21 protein-coding genes, 2 tRNA genes and 1 pseudogene are annotated in these 21,531 nt (G+C 71.5%); 22 read left to right on the top strand and 2 right to left on the bottom strand.

Annotation, left to right across the window (positions count from 1 at the left end):
* Positions 1-290: 290 nt before the first annotated feature.
* The 13 genes and pseudogenes from ACFWWR_RS35480 (at position 291) to ACFWWR_RS35420 (ending at position 10,653) form a co-directional block, all read left to right on the top strand.
* Complete coding sequence (locus tag ACFWWR_RS35480; protein ID WP_383862784.1) at positions 291-662, top strand: TcmI family type II polyketide cyclase; 372 nt, start codon at positions 291-293, stop codon at positions 660-662.
* Positions 659-1,090, top strand: a complete 432-nt coding sequence (locus ACFWWR_RS35475; protein ID WP_383862787.1) for a cupin domain-containing protein — start codon at positions 659-661, stop codon at positions 1,088-1,090. The genes ACFWWR_RS35480 and ACFWWR_RS35475 overlap by 4 nt, the downstream gene beginning before the upstream one ends.
* Positions 1,087-2,397: a beta-ketoacyl-[acyl-carrier-protein] synthase family protein gene (locus ACFWWR_RS35470; RefSeq protein WP_383862789.1), complete on the top strand. Its 1,311-nt coding sequence runs from the start codon at positions 1,087-1,089 to the stop codon at positions 2,395-2,397. Before ACFWWR_RS35475 ends, ACFWWR_RS35470 begins: the two co-directional genes overlap by 4 nt.
* A complete protein-coding gene (locus ACFWWR_RS35465) occupies positions 2,394-3,662 on the top strand; it encodes a ketosynthase chain-length factor (RefSeq protein ID WP_383862792.1) in 1,269 nt (422 codons plus the stop codon). Before ACFWWR_RS35470 ends, ACFWWR_RS35465 begins: the two co-directional genes overlap by 4 nt.
* A gap of 415 nt (positions 3,663-4,077) precedes the next feature.
* Positions 4,078-4,341, top strand: a complete 264-nt coding sequence (locus ACFWWR_RS35460) for an acyl carrier protein (RefSeq protein ID WP_217235992.1) — start codon at positions 4,078-4,080, stop codon at positions 4,339-4,341.
* Positions 4,341-4,787: pseudogene (locus ACFWWR_RS35455) on the top strand (SRPBCC family protein); the annotation flags it as partial. The gene ACFWWR_RS35460 and the pseudogene ACFWWR_RS35455, both read left to right, overlap by 1 nt.
* The gene (locus ACFWWR_RS35450) at positions 4,770-5,537 is read left to right on the top strand and encodes an SDR family NAD(P)-dependent oxidoreductase (RefSeq protein WP_384307679.1); all 768 of its coding nucleotides are present in this window, start codon (positions 4,770-4,772) and stop codon (positions 5,535-5,537) included. The pseudogene ACFWWR_RS35455 and the gene ACFWWR_RS35450, both read left to right, overlap by 18 nt.
* A gap of 29 nt (positions 5,538-5,566) precedes the next feature.
* A complete protein-coding gene (locus ACFWWR_RS35445; protein ID WP_383862795.1) occupies positions 5,567-6,316 on the top strand; it encodes an SDR family NAD(P)-dependent oxidoreductase in 750 nt (249 codons plus the stop codon).
* Position 6,317: 1 nt separating this feature from the next.
* A complete protein-coding gene (locus ACFWWR_RS35440; protein ID WP_217235994.1) occupies positions 6,318-6,653 on the top strand; it encodes an antibiotic biosynthesis monooxygenase in 336 nt (111 codons plus the stop codon).
* Complete coding sequence (locus ACFWWR_RS35435; protein ID WP_383862798.1) at positions 6,650-7,015, top strand: antibiotic biosynthesis monooxygenase family protein; 366 nt, start codon at positions 6,650-6,652, stop codon at positions 7,013-7,015. The genes ACFWWR_RS35440 and ACFWWR_RS35435 overlap by 4 nt, the downstream gene beginning before the upstream one ends.
* Positions 7,016-7,017: 2 nt before the next feature.
* Positions 7,018-8,265, top strand: a complete 1,248-nt coding sequence (locus ACFWWR_RS35430) for a cytochrome P450 (protein WP_384307639.1) — start codon at positions 7,018-7,020, stop codon at positions 8,263-8,265.
* A gap of 54 nt (positions 8,266-8,319) precedes the next feature.
* The gene (locus ACFWWR_RS35425) at positions 8,320-9,138 is read left to right on the top strand and encodes an SAM-dependent methyltransferase (RefSeq protein WP_383862802.1); all 819 of its coding nucleotides are present in this window, start codon (positions 8,320-8,322) and stop codon (positions 9,136-9,138) included.
* Between the two features lie 6 nt (positions 9,139-9,144).
* A complete protein-coding gene (locus ACFWWR_RS35420; protein WP_383862805.1) occupies positions 9,145-10,653 on the top strand; it encodes a peptide MFS transporter in 1,509 nt (502 codons plus the stop codon).
* Positions 10,654-10,655: 2 nt separating this feature from the next.
* On the opposite strand, the gene ACFWWR_RS35415 is transcribed toward ACFWWR_RS35420, so the two are convergent.
* Both ACFWWR_RS35415 and ACFWWR_RS35410 read right to left on the bottom strand, forming a co-directional pair.
* Positions 10,656-10,728 (bottom strand) — tRNA-Glu (locus ACFWWR_RS35415).
* An 80-nt stretch (positions 10,729-10,808) separates the two neighbouring features.
* The gene (locus ACFWWR_RS35410) at positions 10,809-12,395 is read right to left on the bottom strand and encodes a metallophosphoesterase (protein ID WP_383862807.1); all 1,587 of its coding nucleotides are present in this window, start codon (positions 12,393-12,395) and stop codon (positions 10,809-10,811) included.
* A gap of 84 nt (positions 12,396-12,479) precedes the next feature.
* On the opposite strand from ACFWWR_RS35410, the gene ACFWWR_RS35405 reads away from it, so the two are divergent.
* From ACFWWR_RS35405 to ACFWWR_RS35365, 9 genes are all read left to right on the top strand, one after another.
* Complete coding sequence (locus tag ACFWWR_RS35405) at positions 12,480-12,830, top strand: metallopeptidase family protein (protein ID WP_383862810.1); 351 nt, start codon at positions 12,480-12,482, stop codon at positions 12,828-12,830.
* A gap of 88 nt (positions 12,831-12,918) precedes the next feature.
* Entirely contained in the window at positions 12,919-13,443 is a 525-nt protein-coding gene (locus ACFWWR_RS35400) for a hypothetical protein (protein WP_383862812.1), read from the top strand.
* A 219-nt stretch (positions 13,444-13,662) separates the two neighbouring features.
* Positions 13,663-15,849: a DEAD/DEAH box helicase gene (locus ACFWWR_RS35395; RefSeq protein ID WP_384307636.1), complete on the top strand. Its 2,187-nt coding sequence runs from the start codon at positions 13,663-13,665 to the stop codon at positions 15,847-15,849.
* A 314-nt stretch (positions 15,850-16,163) separates the two neighbouring features.
* On the top strand, positions 16,164-17,717 hold the full coding sequence (locus ACFWWR_RS35390; protein WP_383862817.1) for an amino acid permease: 1,554 nt from the start codon (positions 16,164-16,166) through the stop codon (positions 17,715-17,717).
* 109 nt (positions 17,718-17,826) lie between these two features.
* Positions 17,827-17,899: transfer RNA gene (locus ACFWWR_RS35385), tRNA-Lys, on the top strand.
* A 990-nt stretch (positions 17,900-18,889) separates the two neighbouring features.
* Entirely contained in the window at positions 18,890-19,315 is a 426-nt protein-coding gene (locus ACFWWR_RS35380) for an STAS domain-containing protein (RefSeq protein ID WP_384307634.1), read from the top strand.
* A 235-nt stretch (positions 19,316-19,550) separates the two neighbouring features.
* Entirely contained in the window at positions 19,551-19,979 is a 429-nt protein-coding gene (locus ACFWWR_RS35375) for a hypothetical protein (protein WP_383862823.1), read from the top strand.
* The gene (locus ACFWWR_RS35370) at positions 19,969-20,730 is read left to right on the top strand and encodes an ANTAR domain-containing protein (protein ID WP_384307631.1); all 762 of its coding nucleotides are present in this window, start codon (positions 19,969-19,971) and stop codon (positions 20,728-20,730) included. Before ACFWWR_RS35375 ends, ACFWWR_RS35370 begins: the two co-directional genes overlap by 11 nt.
* A 79-nt stretch (positions 20,731-20,809) precedes the next feature.
* Positions 20,810-21,526 (top strand): ANTAR domain-containing protein, encoded by a 717-nt coding sequence (locus ACFWWR_RS35365; RefSeq protein ID WP_384307628.1) that lies wholly within the window; start codon positions 20,810-20,812, stop codon positions 21,524-21,526.
* Positions 21,527-21,531: the final 5 nt, after the last annotated feature.

The following is a 21,531-nucleotide window of genomic DNA, read 5'->3' as shown; positions in this document are numbered from 1 at the left end:
GGAGCGGCAGTCCGGTGGGGCCCTGCCGAAGGTGAGCGCCACGGCGGTGAGCGCGGTGATCGTGCTTCCAGGGCGTGGTCCTGCGTCAGGGCGGCGGCCGTGGCTCTCCCACTGTGTCCGTGCCTGGGCGGGGGCGTGCGAGGCGTCACGGGACGCCCCTCCCACGAGCCCGCCCCGGCGTCCGAAGGACCGCCGCGCCGGGGCCGTCAGCGGATTTCCAGGCGCCTTCGAGAGCGCCTCGATCCCCGCCGACCAGGGTGAACACACGACCGACAAGCCGGGAGGACATCGTGCACCGAACGCTGATCGTGGCGAGGATGGACCTCGCCGACGCCGAGGGCGTCGCGCAGGTCTTCGCCGATTCGGACAGCACCGAGCTGCCGCACCTGGTGGGGGTGTCGAGGCGGACGCTGTTCGCGTTCCACGACCTGTACTTCCACCTGGTGGAGGCCGACCAGGACATCGCGCCCAACCTGTACAAGGCGCGCAGTCACCCGCTCTACGAAGAGATCAACACCCGGCTCGGGCAGTTCATCTCGCCCTTCGACCCCGACTGGCGCGAGCCCAAGGACGCGATGGCCGTCCCGTTCTACTCCTGGACGCCCCAGCAGGGCCCCCAGGTCAGCACCCCGCGGTCCGCGAACCTCGGCGGTGCCCGATGAGCGCCCCCGCGACCACCAGGGTCTCCGCGGCCGAGGTCGCCGCCAACACCAAGCGCGGCGGCGACATCCGCGTCACCCTCAGCCCCAAGACCGTGGGCTGCACCTCGGGCTTCGGCGGGGTGCTGCGACTGGCCCCCGGCCACCACGTCACCGAGCACCTCCACCCGTACTCCGAGGAGTTCCTGCACGTCGTCCAGGGCCGGCTGGAGATGACCCTGGACGGCGGCACCCCGGTCGAACTGGGCCCCGGCGACTCGCTGCTGGTGCCCATCGGGGTACGCCACCGCCTGGTGAACACCGGGTCCGTGCCGGCCGAGGCGGTCTTCCACCTCTCCCCGCTCGCCCCGAGCCCCGAGCTGGGCCACGTCGACACCGAGCAGCCGCTCGACGAGAGGGCGGGCAACCCCGACGTCGGAGCGGCCCGATGACACCACCCGACCGGCGCGCGGTGATCACCGGAGTGGGCGCCGTCGCTCCCGGCGGGCCCGGGCGGGACGCCTACTGGGACCTGCTCACCGCCGGCCGCACCGCCACCCGCCGCATCAGCCTGTTCGACCCGGCCGGGTTCCGCTCCCAGGTCGCCGCCGAGTGCGACTTCGACCCGCTCGCCGCCGGCCTCACCCCGCAGGAGGCCCGCCGGATGGACCGGGCCGGCCAGTTCGCGGTCGTCGCCGCCCGCGAGGCCGTCGCGGACAGCGGCATCGAACTGCCCGGCGCCGACCCGGAGCGGGTCGCCGTCAGCATCGGCAGCGCCGTCGGCTGCACCACGGGCCTGGAGGAGGAGTACGCGGTCCTCTCCGACGGCGGCCGGAACTGGCTGGTCGACCACAGCTACGGTGTCCCCCACCTCTACGGCTACATGGTGCCCAGCACCCTCGCCGTCGAGGTGGCCCGGCAGGCCGGGGCCGAGGGGCCGGTGGCGCTGATCTCCACCGGCTGCACCTCGGGTCTGGACGCCATCGGACACGGCGTCCAGCTCATCGAGGAGGGCACCGCCGACATCGTGCTCGCCGGCGCGACCGACGCCCCGCTGTCACCGATCACCTCGGCGTGCTTCGACGCCATCAAGGCCACGACCGCCAACAACGACGACCCCGAACACGCCTCCCGGCCCTTCGACGGGCGGCGCGACGGCTTCGTCCTGGGCGAGGGCTCCGCCGTCATGGTGATCGAGGAGCTGGAGTCCGCCAGGCGCCGCGGCGCCACCGTGTACGCCGAAATCCTCGGCTTCGCCGGCCGGAGCAACGCCTTCCACATGACCGGACTCAAGCCGGACGGCCGGGAGATGGCCGAGGCCATCAGGGTCGCCATGGACCGGGCCCGGCTCGACCCCGAGGACATCGACTACATCAACGCGCACGGCTCGGGCACCAAGCAGAACGACCGGCACGAGACCGCCGCGTTCAAACGCAGCCTCGGCCGGCGGGCCCACGAGGTGCCCGTCAGTTCCATCAAGTCGATGATCGGGCACTCGCTCGGCGCCATCGGCTCCCTGGAGATCGCCGCCTGCGCCCTCGCCCTGCGCCACCAGGTCGTCCCGCCGACCGCCAACCTGTCCACGCCCGACCCCGAGTGCGACCTCGACTACGTACCGGTGACGGCCCGGGAGCACCGGATGGACCGGGTGCTCAGTGTGGGCAGCGGCTTCGGCGGCTTCCAGACGGCGATGGTGCTGGGACGGCCCACGGCCGCGCGCGGCACTCGGCCTCCGGCACGACGAGGGGAGGCGGCATGAGCGCCTCCGGCATACGCGCCGGCCGCCGCGGCCGGTCCGTGGTCACCGGCCTCGGCGTGGTCGCGCCGACCGGGCTGGGCGCCGCCCGGCACTGGGAGTCGGTGCTCGCGGGAAAGAGCGGCCTCGGCCGGATCACCCGGTTCGACCCGACCGGCTACCCCGTCCGGGTCGCCGGTGAGGTCCCCGGCTTCCAGGCCGGTGAACAGGTCCCGGGACGGCTCGTCCCGCAGACCGACCGCTTCACGCACTTCGCCCTGGCCGCCGCCGAGGACGCCCTCGCGGACGCGGCCGCCGATCCGGCGGCCCTGCCGGAGTACGAGATGGCGGTGGTCACGGCCGCCTCCTCGGGCGGCACCGAGTTCGGCCAGCACGAGATGGAGAACCTCTACCAGAAGGGCTCCTCCTGGGTCGGCGCCTACCAGTCGATCGCCTGGTTCTACGCGGCCACCACCGGCCAGGTCTCCATCCGGCACGGCATGCGCGGCCCCTGCGGGGTCATCTGCGGCGAGCAGGCCGGCGGCCTGGACGCCCTCGGCCAGTCCCGCCGGCTGCTGGACACCGGCTCCCGGCTCGTCCTCAGCGGCGGCACCGACGCCTCACTGTGCCCGTACGGGCTGGTGGCCCAGCTGTCCACCGGCGGGCTGTCCACCGAGGACGACCCCGCCCGCGCCTATCTGCCCTTCGACGCGGCCGCCTCCGGCTTCGTCCCGGGCGAGGGCGGCGCCATCCTCGTCGTCGAGAACGCCGAGGCCGCACGGGCCCGCTCAGTCCCGTCGTACGGCGAACTCCTCGGCTACGCGGCCGGGTTCGACCCCACGGCGGACCGCGTCGCCGGACGGCACTCCGTGCTGGTGTCCGTCGTCCGGCGCGCGCTCGCCGACGCCGGGCTGATCCCGGACGACATCGGCATGGTCTTCGCCGACGCCTCCGGCATACCCGCCGAGGACCTCGCCGAGGCCCGTGCGATCACCGAGGTCTTCGGCCCCGGCGGGGTGCCGGTGACCGCGCCCAAGACGCTCACGGGGCGCCTGTACGCGGGCGGTGCCGCGCTGGACGTGGCGACCGCGCTGCTCGCCCTGAACGCCGGTGTCGTCCCGCACACCGCGGGGCTGGGCCGCCCGGCCCCCGGCTGCGAGATCGACCTCGTCCTCGACCGCCCGCGGCAGACCGATCCGCGCACGGCCCTGGTGTTGGCCCGCGGGCACGGCGGATTCACCTCCGCGCTGGTGGTCGGCGCCGGTGACCGAGACGCCCCCAAGAGGTGACCGGCAGACGCCACCCGACCGCCCCCTGCGGCGCAGCCCGCATCAGGGGCGCGGGGCTGTATCGATACGCGTCTCCGCCGCGTGACCGCGACCGGCCTCACTCACCCGCAGCCGACCGACACTCGCGGGCGCAGCCCGCTCAGGGGCGCGGGGCTGTATCGACATGCGGCTCCGCCGCGTGAGCGCGACCAGCCCCCACCGACCCGCAGCCGACCGACGACCGGGCCCATGGCCCACGACCGACCCACCCGCAGCCGACCGACACTCGCGGGCGCAGCCCGCTCAGGGGCGTGGGGCTGTATCGACATGCGGCTCCGCTGCGTGAGCGCGACCAGCCCCCACCGACCCGCAGCCGACCAACCCCCAACCCCTAACCCCCAACCCCCAACCCTCAACCCCCGAAAGGCGGCTCCCAATGGCGGAGTTCACCCTCGACGACCTCCGGCGGATCCTGCGCGCGAGCGCCGGAGTCGACGAGCAGACCGACCTGGACGGCGAGCACTTCGCCGGCACCACGTTCTCCGACCTCGGCTACGACTCCCTCGCGCTGCTGGAGCTCGTCAACCGCATCGAGCGCGAGTACGGCATCCAGATCCCCGACGGCGACCTGGCGCACACCCAGACCCCGCGAGAGGCCCTCGCCTACGTGCACGCCCGGCTCACGGAGGCCCGCGTCTGATGGCAGGACACACCGACAACGCGATCGTCGTCGAGGCACCGATGGACCTGGTGTGGACGATGACCAACGATGTGGCCTCCTGGCCCCGGCTGTTCAGCGAGTACGCCTCCGCCGAGATCCTCGGCCAGGACGGCGACACCGTCACCTTCCGGCTCGCCCTGCACCCCGACGAGACCGGCACGGTCTGGAGCTGGGTCTCCGAGCGCACTTCCGACCCGGTCACCCGCACCGTCGTCGCCCGCCGGGTCGAGACCGGACCCTTCGCGCACATGAACATCCGCTGGGAGTACGAGGAGGTGCCCGGCGGCGTACGGATGCGCTGGATCCAGGACTTCGCGATGAAGCCCGAGGCCCCGATCGACGACGCCGGGATGACCGCCCGGCTCAACCGCAACACCGCCGTCCAGATGCGTCTGATCAAGGCCAAGGTGGAGACCGCTGCCCGGGCCGGCCGGCAACTGGAGGGCAAACGCATCCTGGTGACCGGCGGCAGCCGTGGCATCGGCCGGGGCATCGTGCTCGCCGCGGCCCGCGCCGGCGCGGACGTCGTGACCTGCTACCGCGCCCCCGGCGAGGCCGTCGCCACCCTCGAGGAGGAACTCGCCGGCACCCCGGGCAAGCACCAGGTGCTGCGGGCCGACGCGGCCGACGAGGCCGACGTGGACCGGCTGGCCGCCGAGTGCGAGGCGAGCCTCGGCGGGCTGGACGCCGTCGTCAACAACGCCGGTACGTTCCGCCCCCAGCCGTACGCCGACCTCGGCTCCGCCGAGTGGGCCGCCACCCTCCAGGGCAACCTGACCGCCACCCACCTGGTCACCCGGCGCACCCTGCCCCTGCTCGCCGCCGGCTCCTCGATCGTCAACATCGGCTCCACGGTCGCTTTCATCGGCATGGCGGGCGGCGTCCACTACACCGCCGTGAAGTCCGCGCTGGTCGGCATGACCCGCTCGCTGGCCCGGGAACTCGGCCCGCGCGGCATCCGCGTCAACACGGTCTCACCGGGCCGTATCGCCACCGAGGCGCTCGACGAACTGCCCGCCGGGGAAGCCGAACGGCAGCGCGCCACCTTCGCCTCCTTCACCGCACTCGGCCGGCTCGGCACCGTCGACGACATCGCCGGTGCCGTGCTGTTCCTCGTCAGCGACCACGCCACCTACGTCACCGGCCAGAACATCCACGTCGACGGCTGCGTGTGAGCCGCGGCCCAGCCATGGAGGGATTCCCAGTGGAACTCGCACTGCACGGCAGGAAACTGCTCATCACCGGCGGCACCCGGGGCATAGGGCGGGGCCTCGTCCTCGCCGCGGCCAGGTCCGGCGCCGACGTCGTCACCTGCTACCGGCAGGAGAGCGAGGCCGTCGACACGCTGACCGCCGCGCTGAAGGAGACCGCCGGCGACCACCATGTCCTGCGCGCGGACGTCGGCGACACCGCCGAGGTCGACCGGCTCGTCGGCGAGGTCAAGGACCGCTTCGGACGGCTCGACGGCATCGTCAACAACGCGGGCCTGATCAGCCACATCCCGTTCGCGGAGCTGCAGGCCGAGGAGTGGTCGCGGATCCTCGACACCAACCTGACGGCCGCCTACCGGATCATCCAGCAGGCGCTGCCGCTGCTCGGCGCCGGCTCCTCGGTGGTCAACATCGGCTCGCGCGGCGCCGCGGCGGGCATCCCGCTGCGCGCCCACTACACCGCGGCCAAGGCAGCCATGATCGGACTGACCCGCTCGCTCGCCAAGGAGCTCGGCCCGCAGGGCATCCGGGTCAACGTCGTGGCCCCCGGCGTGATCGAGACAGAGGCATTCGCGACCATGCCCGCGGAGCGCGCCGACGGACTGCGGGCCACCTACTCCCGCAAGACCGCGCTCGCCCGCCTCGGCACCGTCGAGGAACTGGCCGGACCGGTGCTGTTCCTGCTCAGCGACGCCTCCGCCTACATCACCGGCGAGACCATCAACGTCGACGGGGGCATCTGACATGGCCGAGCTGTCCGACCAGGTGTTCCGGGTCATGCTGCGGATGCAGATCAAGCCGGAGATGGGACACGAGTTCGAGAAGGTGTGGCTGGAGGTGGGCGACTCCGTCACCACGCACCCCGCCAACCTCGGCCAGTGGCTGTCGCGCAGTGCCGAGGAGAACGGCATCTACTACATCGTCAGCGACTGGGTGAACGAGCCGCTGTTCCGCGAGTTCGAGACCAGCGACCGGCATCTGGAACACCGGCAGAAGCTGCACCCGTACCGCAGCGGCGGCTCCATGACGACCATGCACGTCGTCGCCGCCCTCCCCGGCGCGGCCGGCGGCACCCCGTGACCTCCGAAGCGGTCTCCGGCGCGGTCGAGGTGGTGCTCTACCACCTGAGCGACGACCCGGACCGGGTGCTGGAGGCCTACCACGAGGCCAGCCGCCGGATGGCGGGCACCGCCGGGCTGCTCGGCAACAAGCTGCTGCACGCCCTCGGTGATCCGCGCGCCTATGTCGTGGTGAGCCGCTGGTCGGGCTGGGACGCGTTCACCGCCTGGGAGAGCGGTCCCGCCCACAAGGAACAGACCGCCCCGCTCAGGCCGTTCCGCGACACCGGCCGGGACCGCCCCTTCGAGATCTACCGGGAGCTCGCCCACTACGGGAGTGACCGGGCCGTCACCGGTATGGCCGACGTCATGGAAGGAGCCTGAGAATGGCCAGCACGGACGCCCCGCCGACCGACCTGTTCACGCCCGCCTTCCACCAGAACCCGCACGAGGCACTGGCCGCACTGCGGCACACCGCGCCCGCGGTGCCCGTGATGACGCCGAACGGACTGCGCACCTGGCTGGTCACCGGGTACGAGCACGCCAGGGCGCTGCTCGCCGACCCCCGGCTGAGCAAGGACATGCGGGTCGGCAAGGACCTCATTCCGCGCAACTTCGCCGACCCCGACAAACAGAGGGAGTTCCTCGCGGAGTCGGGGGAGCGCAGCCAGTTCCCGCACGTCCTCAGCGTGCACATGCTCGACAGCGACCCGCCGGACCACACCCGGTTGCGCCGGCTCGTCGGCCGGGCCTTCACCGCGCGCCGGGTCGAGTCCCTGCGGCCGCGCATCACCGACCTCACCGACGAACTCCTGGACGCCGTGGCCCGGCACGGCAAGGTGGACCTGATGGAGGCCCTGGCCTTCCCGGTGCCGTTCACGGTCATCTGCTGGCTGCTCGGCGTGCCCCCGGACGACCGGGCCGCCTTCCGCCGCTGGTCCAACCTGCTCGTGTCCGGCGCGGGCACCGACGAGGTCCGCGAGGCCAGCGCGTCGATGATCGCCTACCTGACGGCGCTGATCGAGTCCAAGCGGTCCGAACCGGCCGACGACATGCTCACCGACCTGGTCCACGCCCGGGACGCCGGCGACGAGCTGTCGTCCGACGAGCTGATCTCCATGGCGTTCCTGCTGCTGGTGGCCGGCCACGAGACCACGGTCAACCTCATCGGCAACGGTGCCCTCGCCCTGCTCACCCACCCCGAGGTGCGCGAGCAGCTCGCGGCGGACGCGTCGCTGTGGCCCGCGGCCGTCGAGGAGTTCCTCCGGTACGACGGTCCGGTCACCAACGCCACCTGGCGGTTCACCACCGAGCCCGTCGAGGTCGGTTCCGTGGTCATCCCCGAGGGCGAGTTCGTGACCATCTCGATCGGCGCCGCGGGCCGGGACCCGGCCCGCTACGCGGACCCGGACCGGCTGGACATCACCCGGGCCCACAGCGCCTCGGTCGCCTTCGGCCACGGCATCCACCACTGCCTGGGCGCCCCGCTGGCCCGGCTCGAGGGACACATCGTCATCAGCCGTCTCTTCGCGCGCTTCCCCGGACTGCGGCTCGCCGTGGACGCGGGCGAACTGCGCTGGCGCAGCAGCCTGATGATGCGCGGCCTCGAGGAACTCCCGGTGTTCACTGCCTGACAGCCCAGCCCAGCCCAGCCCCGCCCCGCCCCGCATCGACTGGAGGAGACACACGTGGAACGTCACGGCACCGAGCGCCCCGCCTGGGCACCGCCGGAGGTCGACATCGACACCCCGAGCATCGCCCGGGTGTACGACTACTGGATCGGCGGCACCCACAACTTCCCGGCGGACCGGGAACTCGCCCGCAAGGTCGCGGCCGGCAACCCCGCCCTGCCTGCCACCCTGAAGGCCAACCGCGCCTTTCTGCGGCGCGCGGTACGGGAGCTGTCGGACCTCGGCATACGGCAGTTCCTGGACATCGGCTCCGGCATCCCGGCGGAGGGAAACGTGCACGACGTGGCCCTCGCCGCCCACCCGGACAGCAAGGTCGTCTATGTCGACATCGACCCGGTCGCCGTCGCGCACGGCCGGGCGCTGCTGGCCGACGAACCGAGGGCGGCCGTCTTCCAGGGCGACCTGTACAAGTCCCGGGAGATCCTGGACGCGGACGACACCCGCCGGCTGATCGACTTCGCGCAGCCGGTCGCGCTGATCCTCGCGGCCGTCCTGCACTTCGTGCCGGACGGCGACGACCCGCTCGCGCTGGTGCGGCAGTACACCGAAGGACTCGCGCCCGGCAGCGCCCTGGTGATCTCGCACGCCGGAGCGGAGGAGGTCCCGCGGGCCGCGCCGGAGGCCGCAGAGCAGTACCGGGGCGCGGTGAGCCAGGTCATCTGGCGCGACAACCGTGAACTCGCCGCCCTGTTCGAGGACTTCGAGCTGCTGGACCCCGGAGTGGTCCGCGCCCCCCTGTGGCGCCCCGAGCGGACCGACACCCCCGACCCGGACCTCGCGATGCTGTCCGGAGTGGCACTCAAACCGGCCCGGTGACCCGGGGTGGACGCCTCCCTCACCACGCCGGAGTCCTCACCGGCCGCCTCCCCGGCCGCACCGGCAGCGGCAACGGGCGGCCGTGGGCCCGGGTTCGGCACCCTGCTCGCGGTCGACCTGTGGGAGCGGTTCAGCTTCTTCGGCATGGCGGCGATCCTGGTGCTCTACCTGACCGCCTCCGAGGCCCGCGGCGGCATGGGCATGGCCCCGCAGACGGCCACTGCGGTCTTCGCGGCGTACATGTCGCTCAGCTTCATGGCCGGGCTGCCCGGCGGCTGGCTCGCCGACCGGGTGCTGGGCGCGCGCCGGGCGGTCCTGCTCGGCGGGGTCCTCATCACCTGCGGCCACGTGGTCCTCGCGGTGCCGGCGCCGGGCACGCTCTACGCCGGGCTGCTGCTGGTCGTCGCGGGCACCGGCCTGGTCAAGCCGGCCATGGCGGCGATGGTCGCGGGGGTCAGCGGAGACGGGGAGGGCCGCCGCGAGTCGGCCTTCTCGCTCTTCTACATGTGCATCCAGGTCAGCGCGCTCATCGCCCCCGTCGTCACCGGGCTGCTGGCGGAGCGCGTCGCCTGGCACCTGGGCTTCGCCGCGGCCGCCGTCGGCATGACGGCGGGGCTCGTCCAGTTCGCCCTGGGCCGGCGCCGGTACGCGGACGTGGGCGCGCGTCCGTCCCGCCCGGTGCCGCACGCCGAGGCCGCCGCGATGCTCAGACGCGCCGCGGTGGCCACGGCAGCGGTGGGCGCGCTGCTGGTGGCACCGGCGTCCCTCGGCCTGCTGCCGCTGCCCGCGGTGCTCGCCGTCCTCGGCCTGACCACGGTCATCCTGCCGTTCGGGTACCTGCGCTCACTGCGCCGGACCGGTGCGCCGGGGCCGGGGCAGGGTGAGGGGCAGCGGCGTCGGCTGGCCGGGTTCACCGCTCTGATGGCGGCCTCGGCCGCGTTCTGGATGATCTTCGCGCAGAGCGGCTCGGTGCTCAGCCTCTTCGCCGAGCGCCACACCGACCGGGACCTGCTCGGCTTCGAGGTCCCCGCCAGCTGGTTCCAGTCCGTGCACCCGCTCTTCGTCCTGCTGGCCGCCCCGTTCGTGGCCCGGCTGTGGCGGCGCGCGGGGCCGCGTGTCGACGTGCCGGTCAAGTTCGCGGGGGCGCTGATCGCGGCCGGGCTGAGCTTTGTGCTGATGGCGGTCGCGGCCCGGCTCGCCGAGCAGGGCCCGGTCGGCCCGTACTGGCTGCTGCTGGTCTACCTGCTCTACTCCTGCGGAGAGATCGCGCTCGCACCGGCCGGCCTGGCGCTGGCCGCCGCGGTCGCCCCGCCCGGCAGCACCAGCCGACTGCTCGCGGTCAACGGCCTGTTCGGCGCCGTGGGTGTGGTGGTGGGAGGCCAGTTGTTCCGACTGACAGCGGTGCTGCCCCTCGCGGCGTATTTCCTGCTGCTCGGGTGCTTCGTTCTCGCAGTCGGTACGGCGGTCGCGCTCGGTACCCTGCGGTTGCGCCGACTGCTCGGCGCAATGCGGTGAAGTACCCCCAACGGGATTCGAACCCGTGCTACCGCCTTGAAAGGGCGGCGTCCTAGGCCGCTAGACGATGAGGGCTATCGGGCCGCCTGTGCGCCTCGCGGCGCGTCGGGGACGTGAGAAGCATATGGGATGGCGGGAGGGATCGCCAAAACGGATTACGGGGCGGTGGGCGTCGGGGCGGAGGAGGCGGGTGAGGGGGACGGCGAGGGGGAGCGGGTCGCCCCCGGCTGGTTCTCCTCCACCAGATGGCGGCTGACCTCGGCCGTCGTCAGACCCAGGCCGCCCAGTTTGATCTCGTCCCAGGCCTGGAGGCGGCGGGTGTCACGGTCCATGTAGAGGATCGACGCCTCGATGGGGTCGGGGTACTTGCCCTCGATCGCGCGCAGGCCGCTGCCGCCCGTCGAGCCTTCGATCCGCAGGCGGGTGCCGTTCTTCAGGACCTCCATCTCGTTGTGGTGGACGTGACCGGCCAGCACCAGCGGGACCGTGCCGTCCACCCCGCGGGCCGCCGACGGCTCATGGGCGACGGCGACGTCGACGGGCGTGCCGGCGGCGGTCTGGGCGCGCAGGGCGGCGGCCAGGCGGGCGCCCGCCTGCTCCTGGGACTCCTCGGCGCCGGGCTTCTCCGAGCGGTCGGGGGTGAACTGGGGGTCGCCGATGCCCGCGAAGCGCAGGCCGTCGATCGTCACGGCCCGGCCGTCGTCCAGGACGTGCACGTTCTTCAGGCCTTCCAGGTAGCGCTGGGTGGTCTGGGAGTCGTGGTTGCCGCGGACCCAGACGTAGGGGGCGCCGAGGTCCTCGATCGGGTCCAGGAAGCCGTTCTCGGCGGCCGAGCCGTGGTCCATCGTGTCGCCGGAGTCGACGATCACGTCGACCTTGTACTGCTCCACCAGCGAGGAGATGATCGGCCAGCTCGCGGGGTTCAGATGGATGTCCGAGACGTGCAGGACCCGGATGGTGGACGGGTCGGGCGCGTAGGTGGGGAGCGTGGAGGTGGCGTCGTACAGCTTCGTCACGTTCGTCACCAGGCGCGCCAACTCCTTCTGGTAGACGTCGAATTCGGTGACGATGCTGCGCGCGTTGCCGACCAGTGAGGGGGCGGAGGAGAGCAGCCCGGAGAACTTCGGTTCCAGGACGGATTCCGGGTTCCAGGTGGCGTAGGCGGTTCCTCCGGAGGCGGCCAGGAGGGTGAGGGCGAGGCCGCCTGCCGCGAGGGCCCGTCGGGGGCGGCGGTAGACCGCGAGGCCGAGGGTCGTGGCGCCCGCCACGACAGCCACGCAGGAACGCAGGGCCAGGTCGCGGGTGCCGAGTTCGACGTCCTTGGTGACCTCGTCCTGGAGGCCGGAGAGGCGTTCGGGGTGGTCGACCAGGGCCTGGGAGCGCACCGGGTCGAGCTGGTCCACGTTGACGTCCAGGCGGACGGGGGCGTGATGGCTGTCCAGTTCCAGGGCGCCGAGCGGCGAGACGTTGATCTTCGTGCCGCCGGTGAGCGACGGGCGCAGGGTCATCGTCGTGTTCATCGGGCCGACCGGGGTCCGTACGTTGCCGACGATCAGCAGCCCGAGCCAGGCGCCGAGGACCACCACGGCGACGAGGCCGAGGGCGCGGACCCAGGGGTGCGGCTGGGGGACGAGTTCGAAGGACGGGTGGGGCCGGCGGGTGCGGTAGTGGCGGGCGAGGGCACGCGGGGTCCTGCGTAGGGGGTTCAGGATGTTCCGGACGGCGACGGGGACGCGGGCCATTGGTCCCGTATGCCCACCTGATCACGTGGATATGCGAGGTGCCCACGACTCTCATACGGCTGCCGCGTGCCGGACAATGGGCCTGTGCTGGAGATGACGCGCGAGGAGTTCGAGGAACTGGTCGCCGAGGCGCTGGACCGGATTCCGCCGGAGTTGACGCGGCTGATGGACAACGTCGCGGTGTTCGTCGAGGACGAGCCGCCGACGGACGATCCCGAGCTGCTCGGACTGTACGAGGGGACTCCGCTGACGGACCGGGGCGAGTGGTACGCGGGCGTCCTGCCGGACCGGATCACCATCTACCGGGGGCCGACGCTGAGGATGTGCGGGTCGCGGGAGGAGGTCGTCGAGGAGACCGAGGTGACCGTGGTGCATGAGATCGCTCACCACTTCGGGATCGACGACGCCCGGCTGCACGCGCTCGGGTACGGGTGAGGCCCGCTGACGCGGGTCGCGTGTCCTCTTGTGGGCGGCGGGAGTTGGGCAGGTTGACTTTTTCACCCTCCCCCGGAGGTGGCTGCCCGTGCGCCCCTTGTACGTACCTGTCCGTCTGGCCGCCACGGTCATGGCCGTCGCCGCCGCCGCCGGCTGCATGAGCGTCGGCGACGACGGCGGGGGGAGCGCCAAGCCCTCGCACTCCGCCGGGCAGCGGGGTGGTGAGGAGCCCGACGGCGGGGCGGCGGTGTCGGGCGGCGCCGCCGGGATCGGCGCGGCGGCCGAGGACGGCAAGCACGGGCGCGGCAAGGGGAGGAAGGGCAAGGGAAGGCCGGCGTCGCCGTCCGCGTCCCCGTCGGCGGAGGCGAGCGCGAAGGCCTCGGCGGGCGCCGAGCCGGGGAAGGGCAAGCCGGACAAGCCGGGGGTGCCGGAGCCGACCATGGCCGAGCCGACGCCCACCCGCACGGTCGAGCCGCAGCCGTCGCCGTCTCCGCCGCCCCCGTCGCCGACGCCCGAGCCGACGGTCGCCGAGCCGTCGTCCTCGGCGCACGAGCCTCCGGGACCGCAACTGGGCGAGCGGGAGCCGGCACCGGAGGCGGGGACTCCGGCCTAGGCCGGTCTGACCTGCGGTGATGGACTCGGTTTGCCTTCAAGGGGGGTCGGTGCGTATGGTAATAGATCGTTTGACCCCATTGCCCGGCGCCGACGCAGAGCGCGCCGTGTGGCGCGTACTCTCTCCCTTGCCGTGGCGGACCGCATAGAGGCGGTCGTATAGCGAAACACGGAGTTGACGGGCGCGTGCCGACGAGACTCCGGAAGGTTTCGCATACGCATGTCCATTTCCAGTACTGATCACGTCGTCGTGCCCGAGAACGAGGGCACCGTCGTGCCCGAGATCGCGGCCACCGAGGACGCACCCGAGGTCACCTTCGCGAGCCTCGGTCTCCCCGAGGGCGTCGTGCGCAAGCTCGCCCAGAACGGCGTGACCACCCCCTTCCCGATCCAGGCCGCGACCATCCCGGACGCCCTGGCCGGCAGGGACATCCTCGGCCGTGGCCGCACCGGCTCCGGCAAGACCCTCTCCTTCGGTCTGCCGGCCCTGGCCACGCTGGCCGGCGGCCGCACCGAGAAGCACAAGCCGCGCGCCGTCATCCTCACGCCGACCCGCGAGCTCGCGATGCAGGTCGCGGACGCGCTCCAGCCCTACGGCGACGTCCTCGGCCTCAAGATGAAGGTCGTCTGCGGCGGCACCTCGATGGGCAACCAGATCTACGCCCTGGAGCGCGGCGTCGACGTCCTCGTCGCCACCCCGGGCCGCCTGCGCGACATCATCAACCGCGGCGCCTGTTCGCTCGAGAACGTCCAGATCACCGTCATCGACGAGGCCGACCAGATGTCGGACCTGGGCTTCCTGCCCGAGGTCACCGAGCTGCTGGACCAGGTCCCGGCCGGCGGTCAGCGCATGCTCTTCTCCGCGACCATGGAGAACGAGATCAAGACCCTCGTCGACCGCTACCTCACCAACGCGGCCACCCACGAGGTGGACGCGGCGCAGGGCGCGGTGACGACCATGTCGCACCACATCCTGATCGTGAAGCCCAAGGACAAGGCGCCGGTCACGGCCGCGATCGCCTCCCGCAAGGGCCGCACCATCATCTTCGTCCGCACCCAGCTGGGCGCCGACCGTATCGCCGAGCAGCTGCGCGAGTCCGGTGTGAAGGCCGACGCGCTGCACGGCGGCATGACCCAGGGTTCCCGGACCCGGACGCTGGCCGACTTCAAGGACGGCTACGTCAACTGCCTGGTCGCCACCGACGTCGCCGCCCGCGGCATCCACGTCGACGGCATCGACCTGGTCCTGAACGTGGACCCGGCCGGCGACCACAAGGACTACCTGCACCGTGCGGGACGTACGGCCCGTGCCGGCCGCACCGGCACCGTGGTCTCGCTGTCCCTGCCGCACCAGCGCCGCCAGATCTTCCGGCTGATGGAGGACGCGGGCGTCGACGCCGGCCGTCACATCATCAACTCCGGTACGGCCTTCGAGCCCGAGGTCGCCGAGATCACCGGCGCCCGTTCGATGACCGAGGTCCAGGCCGAGTCCGCGGGCAAGTCCGCGCAGCAGGCCGAGCGTGAGGTCGCCCAGCTCACCAAGGAGCTGGAGCGGGCGCAGCGCCGCGCGACCGAGCTGCGCGAGGAGGCCGACCGCCTGGTGGCGCGGGTCGCCCGCGAGCAGGGCGAGGACCCCGAGGCGGCGGTGGCCCAGGCGCAGGCCGCGGCGGCCGAGGTCTCCGTTCCCGAGCAGCCCGCGGCGCAGGACGTCGACAGGGCGGACCGGGACGACCGTGGCGGTCGCTCGTACGAGCGTCGTGACAACGATCGTGGCGGGTTCCGCCGTGACGACAACCGCGGTGGTGGCCGTGGCTTCGAGCGTCGTGACGACAACCGTGGCGGTGGCCGTGGCTTCGAGCGTCGCGATGACAACCGTGGTGGTGGCCGTGGCTTCGAGCGTCGTGACGACAACCGTGGCGGTGGCCGTGGCTTCGAGCGTCGCGATGACAACCGTGGCGGTGGCCGTGGCTTCGAGCGTCGTGACGACAACCGTGGTGGCGGTCGTTCCTTCGAGCGTCGTGACGACAACCGTGGTGGCGGTCGTTCCTTCGAGCGCCGTGACGACAACCGCGGCGGTGGCCGTTCCTTCGAGCGCCGCGATGACAACCGCGGCGGTGGCTCCTTCGAGCGTCGTGACGACAACCGCGGTGGCGGCTTCCGTCGCGACGACCGTCCGGCCCGTCCCTTCGAGCGTCGTGACGAGCGCGGCGGGCACCGCGGCAGCGACCGTCCGTTCAACCGTGACCGCCAGGGCGACCGCCCCGGCTTCCGCTCCTCCGGTCACGACCGCCCCTCCGGCCGTCGTGACGACCACCGCGGCAGCGGCCCCGGCACCACCGGCACCGGTACCGGCACCGGCACCTTCGGTCGTCGTGACGACAAGCCGCGCTGGAAGCGCAACGGCTGACGCCGAGTGAACACCTGAGAAGGGCCCGTACGACTTGGTCGTACGGGCCCTTCCGGCATTCCCCGGGGCCGTGGCAGCAGCCGCAGTAGAGGCGTTCCCCGTGACGCCAACGGTCCGCACGCCGAGCGGAGGCGAGGCCCGCACGTCCGTCGACGCGGCCTGGAGGGGAAGACGGCGGCAGGCGCCTACGCGTGGGCAACGGCACGTTCGGTGCCCGCACGAAGAGCGGTTCGTATGGCCGACAGGGCTACAAGGGCCTTTTCTAGCCAAGTTGTGACGTGTGTCACGCCCTCGGCAGGGGAATTGCTGGGGGCATGACAGATGACGCCATAGCGAGCGGGCAATCCCACGTCTCGGATCTCTCGGACGAGGAACGGCTGGCCCAGCTCGGCTACACACAGGTTCTCGCCCGTCGCATGTCGGCGTTCTCGAACTACGCGGTCTCCTTCACCATCATCTCGGTCCTCTCGGGCTGCCTGACGCTGTATCTGTTCGGCATGAACACGGGCGGCCCGGCCGTGATCATGTGGGGCTGGGTGGCCGTAGGCCTGATGACCCTCTTCGTCGGCCTGTCGATGGCCGAGATCTGCTCGGCGTACCCGACGTCGGCCGGCCTCTACTTCTGGGCGCACCGCCTGGCCCCCTCCCGGACCGCGGCCGCGTGGGCCTGGTTCACGGGCTGGTTCAACGTGCTGGGCCAGGTGGCGGTGACCGCGGGCATCGACTTCGGAGCGGCGTCCTTCCTGGGCGCCTACCTGAACCTCCAGTTCGACTTCGAGGTGACACCGGGCCGCACGGTCCTGCTCTTCGCGGGCATCCTGGTCCTGCACGGCCTGCTGAACACCTTCGGCGTCGGGATCGTCGGTCTGCTGAACAGCGTGAGCGTCTGGTGGCACGTGCTGGGCGTGGCGGTGATCGTCGGCGCGCTGACCTTCGTCCCCGACCATCACCAGTCCGCGTCCTTCGTCTTCGGCGAGTTCGTCAACAACACCGGGTGGGGCAGCGGGGTCTACGTCGTCCTCCTCGGCCTCCTCATGGCCCAGTACACCTTCACCGGCTACGACGCCTCGGCCCACATGACGGAGGAGACCCGCGACGCGTCGACGGCGGGCCCCAAGGGGATCGTCCGCTCGATCTGGACGTCGTGGATAGCGGGCTTCGTGCTCCTGCTCGGCTTCACCTTCGCGATCCAGTCGTACGACGGTGCCCTCGGGTCGGCGACGGGAGCGCCGCCGGCCCAGATCCTCCTGGACGCGCTGGGCGCCACGGCGGGCAAGCTGCTCCTGCTGGTCGTGATCGGGGCGCAGCTGTTCTGCGGAATGGCGTCGGTGACGGCCAACAGCCGCATGATCTACGCCTTTTCGCGTGACGGCGCGCTGCCGTACTCGCGCGTCTGGCACACGGTCAGCCCGCGCACCCGCACGCCCGTGGCGGCGGTGTGGCTGGCGGCGGGGAGCGCGCTGGTCCTGGGCCTCCCGTACCTGATCAATGTGACCGCGTACGCGGCGGTGACGTCGATCGCCGTCATCGGCCTGTACATCGCGTACGTCATCCCGACCCTGCTTCGGCTGCGGAAGGGGGAGTCCTTCGAGCGCGGGCCGTGGCATCTGGGCCGCTGGTCGCGGATCGTGGGCGTGGTGTCGGTGGTGTGGGTCGGCGTGATCACGGTCCTGTTCATGCTGCCCCAGGTCTCCCCCGTCACGTGGGAGACCTTCAACTACGCCCCCATCGCCGTCCTGGCCGTCCTCGGCTTCGCCTCGACCTGGTGGCTGGCCTCGGCCCGGCACTGGTTCCTCAACCCCGACCACGAGCGGACCCGCACCCGCGAGGCGGCTCGCGCGAACGCCCCCGAACCGGTAGATCCCTAACACTCCGGACCCGCTCCGGCCCGTCCTTTCCATCCGGCACGGCCGTGTCCCCGATACCCGATCGGCGACACGGCCTCCTCCGGCTATGCTCGGGGTGGCAACATCGCCGGGGCCCTTAGCTCAATTGGCAGAGCAGTGGACTTTTAATCCATTGGTTGTGGGTTCGAGTCCCACAGGGCCTACGGGTGGTGGGCGGGGGATATGGCCTCTGACCTGCTGGGGAGCGCCCCGACCGGTTCTGAACTGGTCGGGGCGCTTCGTCGTCTTCGGTCGCGTGCGTGAGCGGACGGGTTGGGGATGCCCCGTCTGGAGAGCGCCCGCTTCGCTCAAGCCGTCAGATCGAACTGCTTGAGCCAATCCGGATCGGCATCGCCGACCCTGGGGTCCAGGCCGCCGCAGAGCATCACCATGTACCGGGTGAAGCCCCGTATTCCACGACTACCTGGAGGTCAACGGCGGTTTGCTTCTCACCTACCTCAACCTTGACGCCGCGCCCGGCGCCCAGGCGTCCACGTGGTACCCGGTCGCGTATGGCTCCCACGGTGGCGGGTGAATCCACCGCCCAGTGCGTTGATGCCGGGGACCTCCTGTGCGGCGATCCCGGCCATTGTCTCCACGACCCCGTCCGCGATGGTGGTCTTGCCGCGGGGCTCCGACGCAGCCGACGGCATGGCGCCCAGGCGAGTGCGGGGCTCATCCGGATCGGGCTTCTGCAGAGTGGAACTGGTCGGCTCCGTCATGCGAGCCACCTCCAACGGGCGGTGCGCGGATCGCCGTGCTCCAGCGGCAGTCGGCCGCCGTGCTTCACGTCCGAGTACCGCGCAGTGCCTCGGATATGCCCACGCACCGTGTTCTTGCACCGTCCACATCCTGGGATCGGGCGGCTTCTAACCGTCCATCAAACGACGCGAGGACTAGGATGCCGCGTAGACGTCCCAGACCCCGGCGGCATGCTGTTGCTGAACGCAGATGGTTGCGGGGTGCGGACTCATCGTCTGTCACCCGGCGCCTTCCTGGAGGGAGCCGGGTGGATCCGCTGTCCTGCTGCGCAGGCTGTCGTACCGGCCGTCGCTCTGCCTCCGCCGAAAATATGCCCTGCCGGGAGCGCGCCCAGGGAGCCGGAACTCCGGCACCACGCGCCCCTGCCGGATGGTCTTCCGAAGCGAGGCGTCATGCCCCTGCCACAGCTCACGGTCCACCGCGATGACCGAAGGACACGGGCGCTGATCACCCTGGCCGGTGAGATCGACCTCGAATCCGTGCCCTTGGTGCGCGCGTCCCTGGAGCGGTGCCTGCGGGACGGTATCCGCGCCATCGACGTCGACCTCGCCCTCGTCACCTTCTGCGACTGCAGCGGACTCAACGCATTCCTCCGCGCTGCGCAACAGAGCACCATGGTCGGCGGGACCCTGCGACTGCACCATCCGCCGACGACGCTGGCTCGGATTCTCGACCTCGCCGGCTGCGGGTTCCTGCTCCTCGGCCTTCCGTTCGGCCACCTGCCACCTCCTCGCGGGGCCACCCCGGCCACGCCCGCTCCAGCCCCGCCGCACGGCTCTGTCCCGCTTGCGCCTGTTCTCTCGGGCGATGTGCGATGACGGCCGAACCCGGGCGGGAACAGTCACGGAAGCTGGAGGACGGCGAGCCCTCCGCCATGGCTCCGGTGCGGTTACGCCGGCTGAACCGTTGGCTGGTGGAGGGCCTGCGTGAGGATCTGGCGGATCTGTATGTGGAGTCCCGCGCAACGGCGCCGGGTGATGCGTACCGCCGTCCCGGCCGCCAGAACTTCTTGGACGTCTCACCACGGACATGCGCCGGCCGGGATTCGCCACGATGATCGCCGAGATGGACAGACAGATGGGATGCGCCTTCGGATTCCCGGTACGCGGCGACGGCCCTTGGTGGTTCGGCTTCGACGGAGCATTGCCACGCAGCATCGATCAACTCACCGTGTCCGGCAGGGCCTTCGCGTTCGATGACATCCTGATTCGGGCATACCAGCAGGACTGGGGCTCCGCCCGTCGTGTGGAGCGGCTGCTGACCGACCATCAGGCCTCTCTCGGCGCCACGTTGGTGTACCGGGCAGATCGCGCAACCCCCGCTGCGCTCCGCTCCTGGGGGTGGCTGGACATCGAAGTGTTCCGCAGGCCGGCCGGTCCCACCATGTTCCGCGCGCTGGTGTTTCCCGTCGGGGAACGAACCACGGCGAGGCTGGAGGGCCTTGTCACGATCCCTGGAGGCGGTGGCCCGGGTGGGCTCTGACAGCCGGTCGGCCCGCATTCAGATGCTGGTGGCCGAGCAGGCGGTCAGGCGAGGTGCCCGGATCGGTGTGGTGGACGTGTGCACCGCGGCCGTGGCCGCGCTTCCGGTCGGCGGGGCCGGGCTGTCGGCGATGTCCCGGACCGCACCGAGCCATCCGCTGTGCAGCACCGACGACATCAGCGAGCAACTGGAAGAGCTCCAGCTCACGCTGGGCGAGGGGCCCTGTGTGGACGCCTTCCTGCACGGCTCGGCCGTCCTGACACTCGATCTGTTCACCCGCGACCTGCAGGACCGCTGGATGGTGTTCGCCGAGGCGGCCCTGGAAGCCGGGGCCCGCGCGGTGTTCGCGCTCCCTCTGCAGATTGGGGCGATCAGCCCGGGAGTTCTGGACCTGTATGCCCGCGTTCCGGTCCGGTTGAACGCAGAGGAACTGGCAGCAGAGGAACTGGCAGACGCGTTGGCGTTCGCCGATCTCGCGACTCTGGTGCTGCTCGACGCGCGAATCGACGAGGCGGGCGGGCCCCGCAGCGACCCCGTCGAGGACCTGGGCACGTACCGGGCGGAGATCGACCAAGCCAGCGGCATCCTGACTGTCCAGCTTGGCGTCGGCATCGAAGAAGCCTTCTTCCGGCTTCGTGCCTACGCCTATGCGCAGGGACGCCGACTCGTCGACGTGGCTGCGGACGTGGTGGCCCGTCGGCTCCGTTTCTCACCGGACGCGGAGCCGGACCGGCCCGATGAGGAAACCTGACTCATTGGTGCCGGCCGAGAAATGTGCCGTACTTCCCGCCCCTTCAGGCAGGGACTAGTCTCAACCGAGGGTGCCCACGATGGATCAACAGCTTCTGGCCAAGACCTTCGTCGAGCTGGCCGACAATCTGGTCGCCGACTTCGACCTCATCGACTTCCTGCGCCTGCTGACCGACCGCTGCGTGAGCATGCTCGACGCGAGCGCCGCCGGGGTGCTGCTCGCCGACCGGGACGGCAAACTCCGCGTCATGGCCGCCTCCGACGAACAGGTGCGCCTGCTGGAGCTCTTCCAGCTCCAGAACGACGAAGGCCCCTGTCTCGAGTGCTTCCGCACCGGCGTACCGGTGATCATCCACGACCTGACCCGGGAGGTCGACCGCTGGCCGCGCTTCGTCACGGCGGCCCATCGCAGCGGATTCGGGGCCGTCCAGGCCCTGCCCATGCGCTTGCGGGACGAGACAGTGGGCGCCCTGAACCTCTTCCGTGCCGCTCCCGGCCCCTTCGACCCGCCCGCCACACTCGTCGCCCAGGCGCTGGCCGACGTCGCCACCATCAGCCTGCTGCAACAACGCACCGTCCACCGCGGCACAGTGCTCAACGAGCAGCTGCAGACCGCGTTGAACAGCCGGGTGCTCATCGAACAAGCGAAGGGAAAGCTCGCCGAACGCCAGGGCATCGACATGGAGCAGGCCTTCACCGCGCTGCGCGGTTACGCCCGCGCCCACAACCGGCGCCTGGCCGACGTGGCCCGCGCCTTCATCGACGACTCCGAAGCCCTCGCCGGTCTGAGGCCCTGACCCAC

The organism is Streptomyces sp. NPDC058678 (assembly GCF_042714835.1).
Lineage (GTDB): Bacteria > Actinomycetota > Actinomycetes > Streptomycetales > Streptomycetaceae > Streptomyces.
This window is presented reverse-complemented; position numbering and strand designations above follow the sequence as displayed.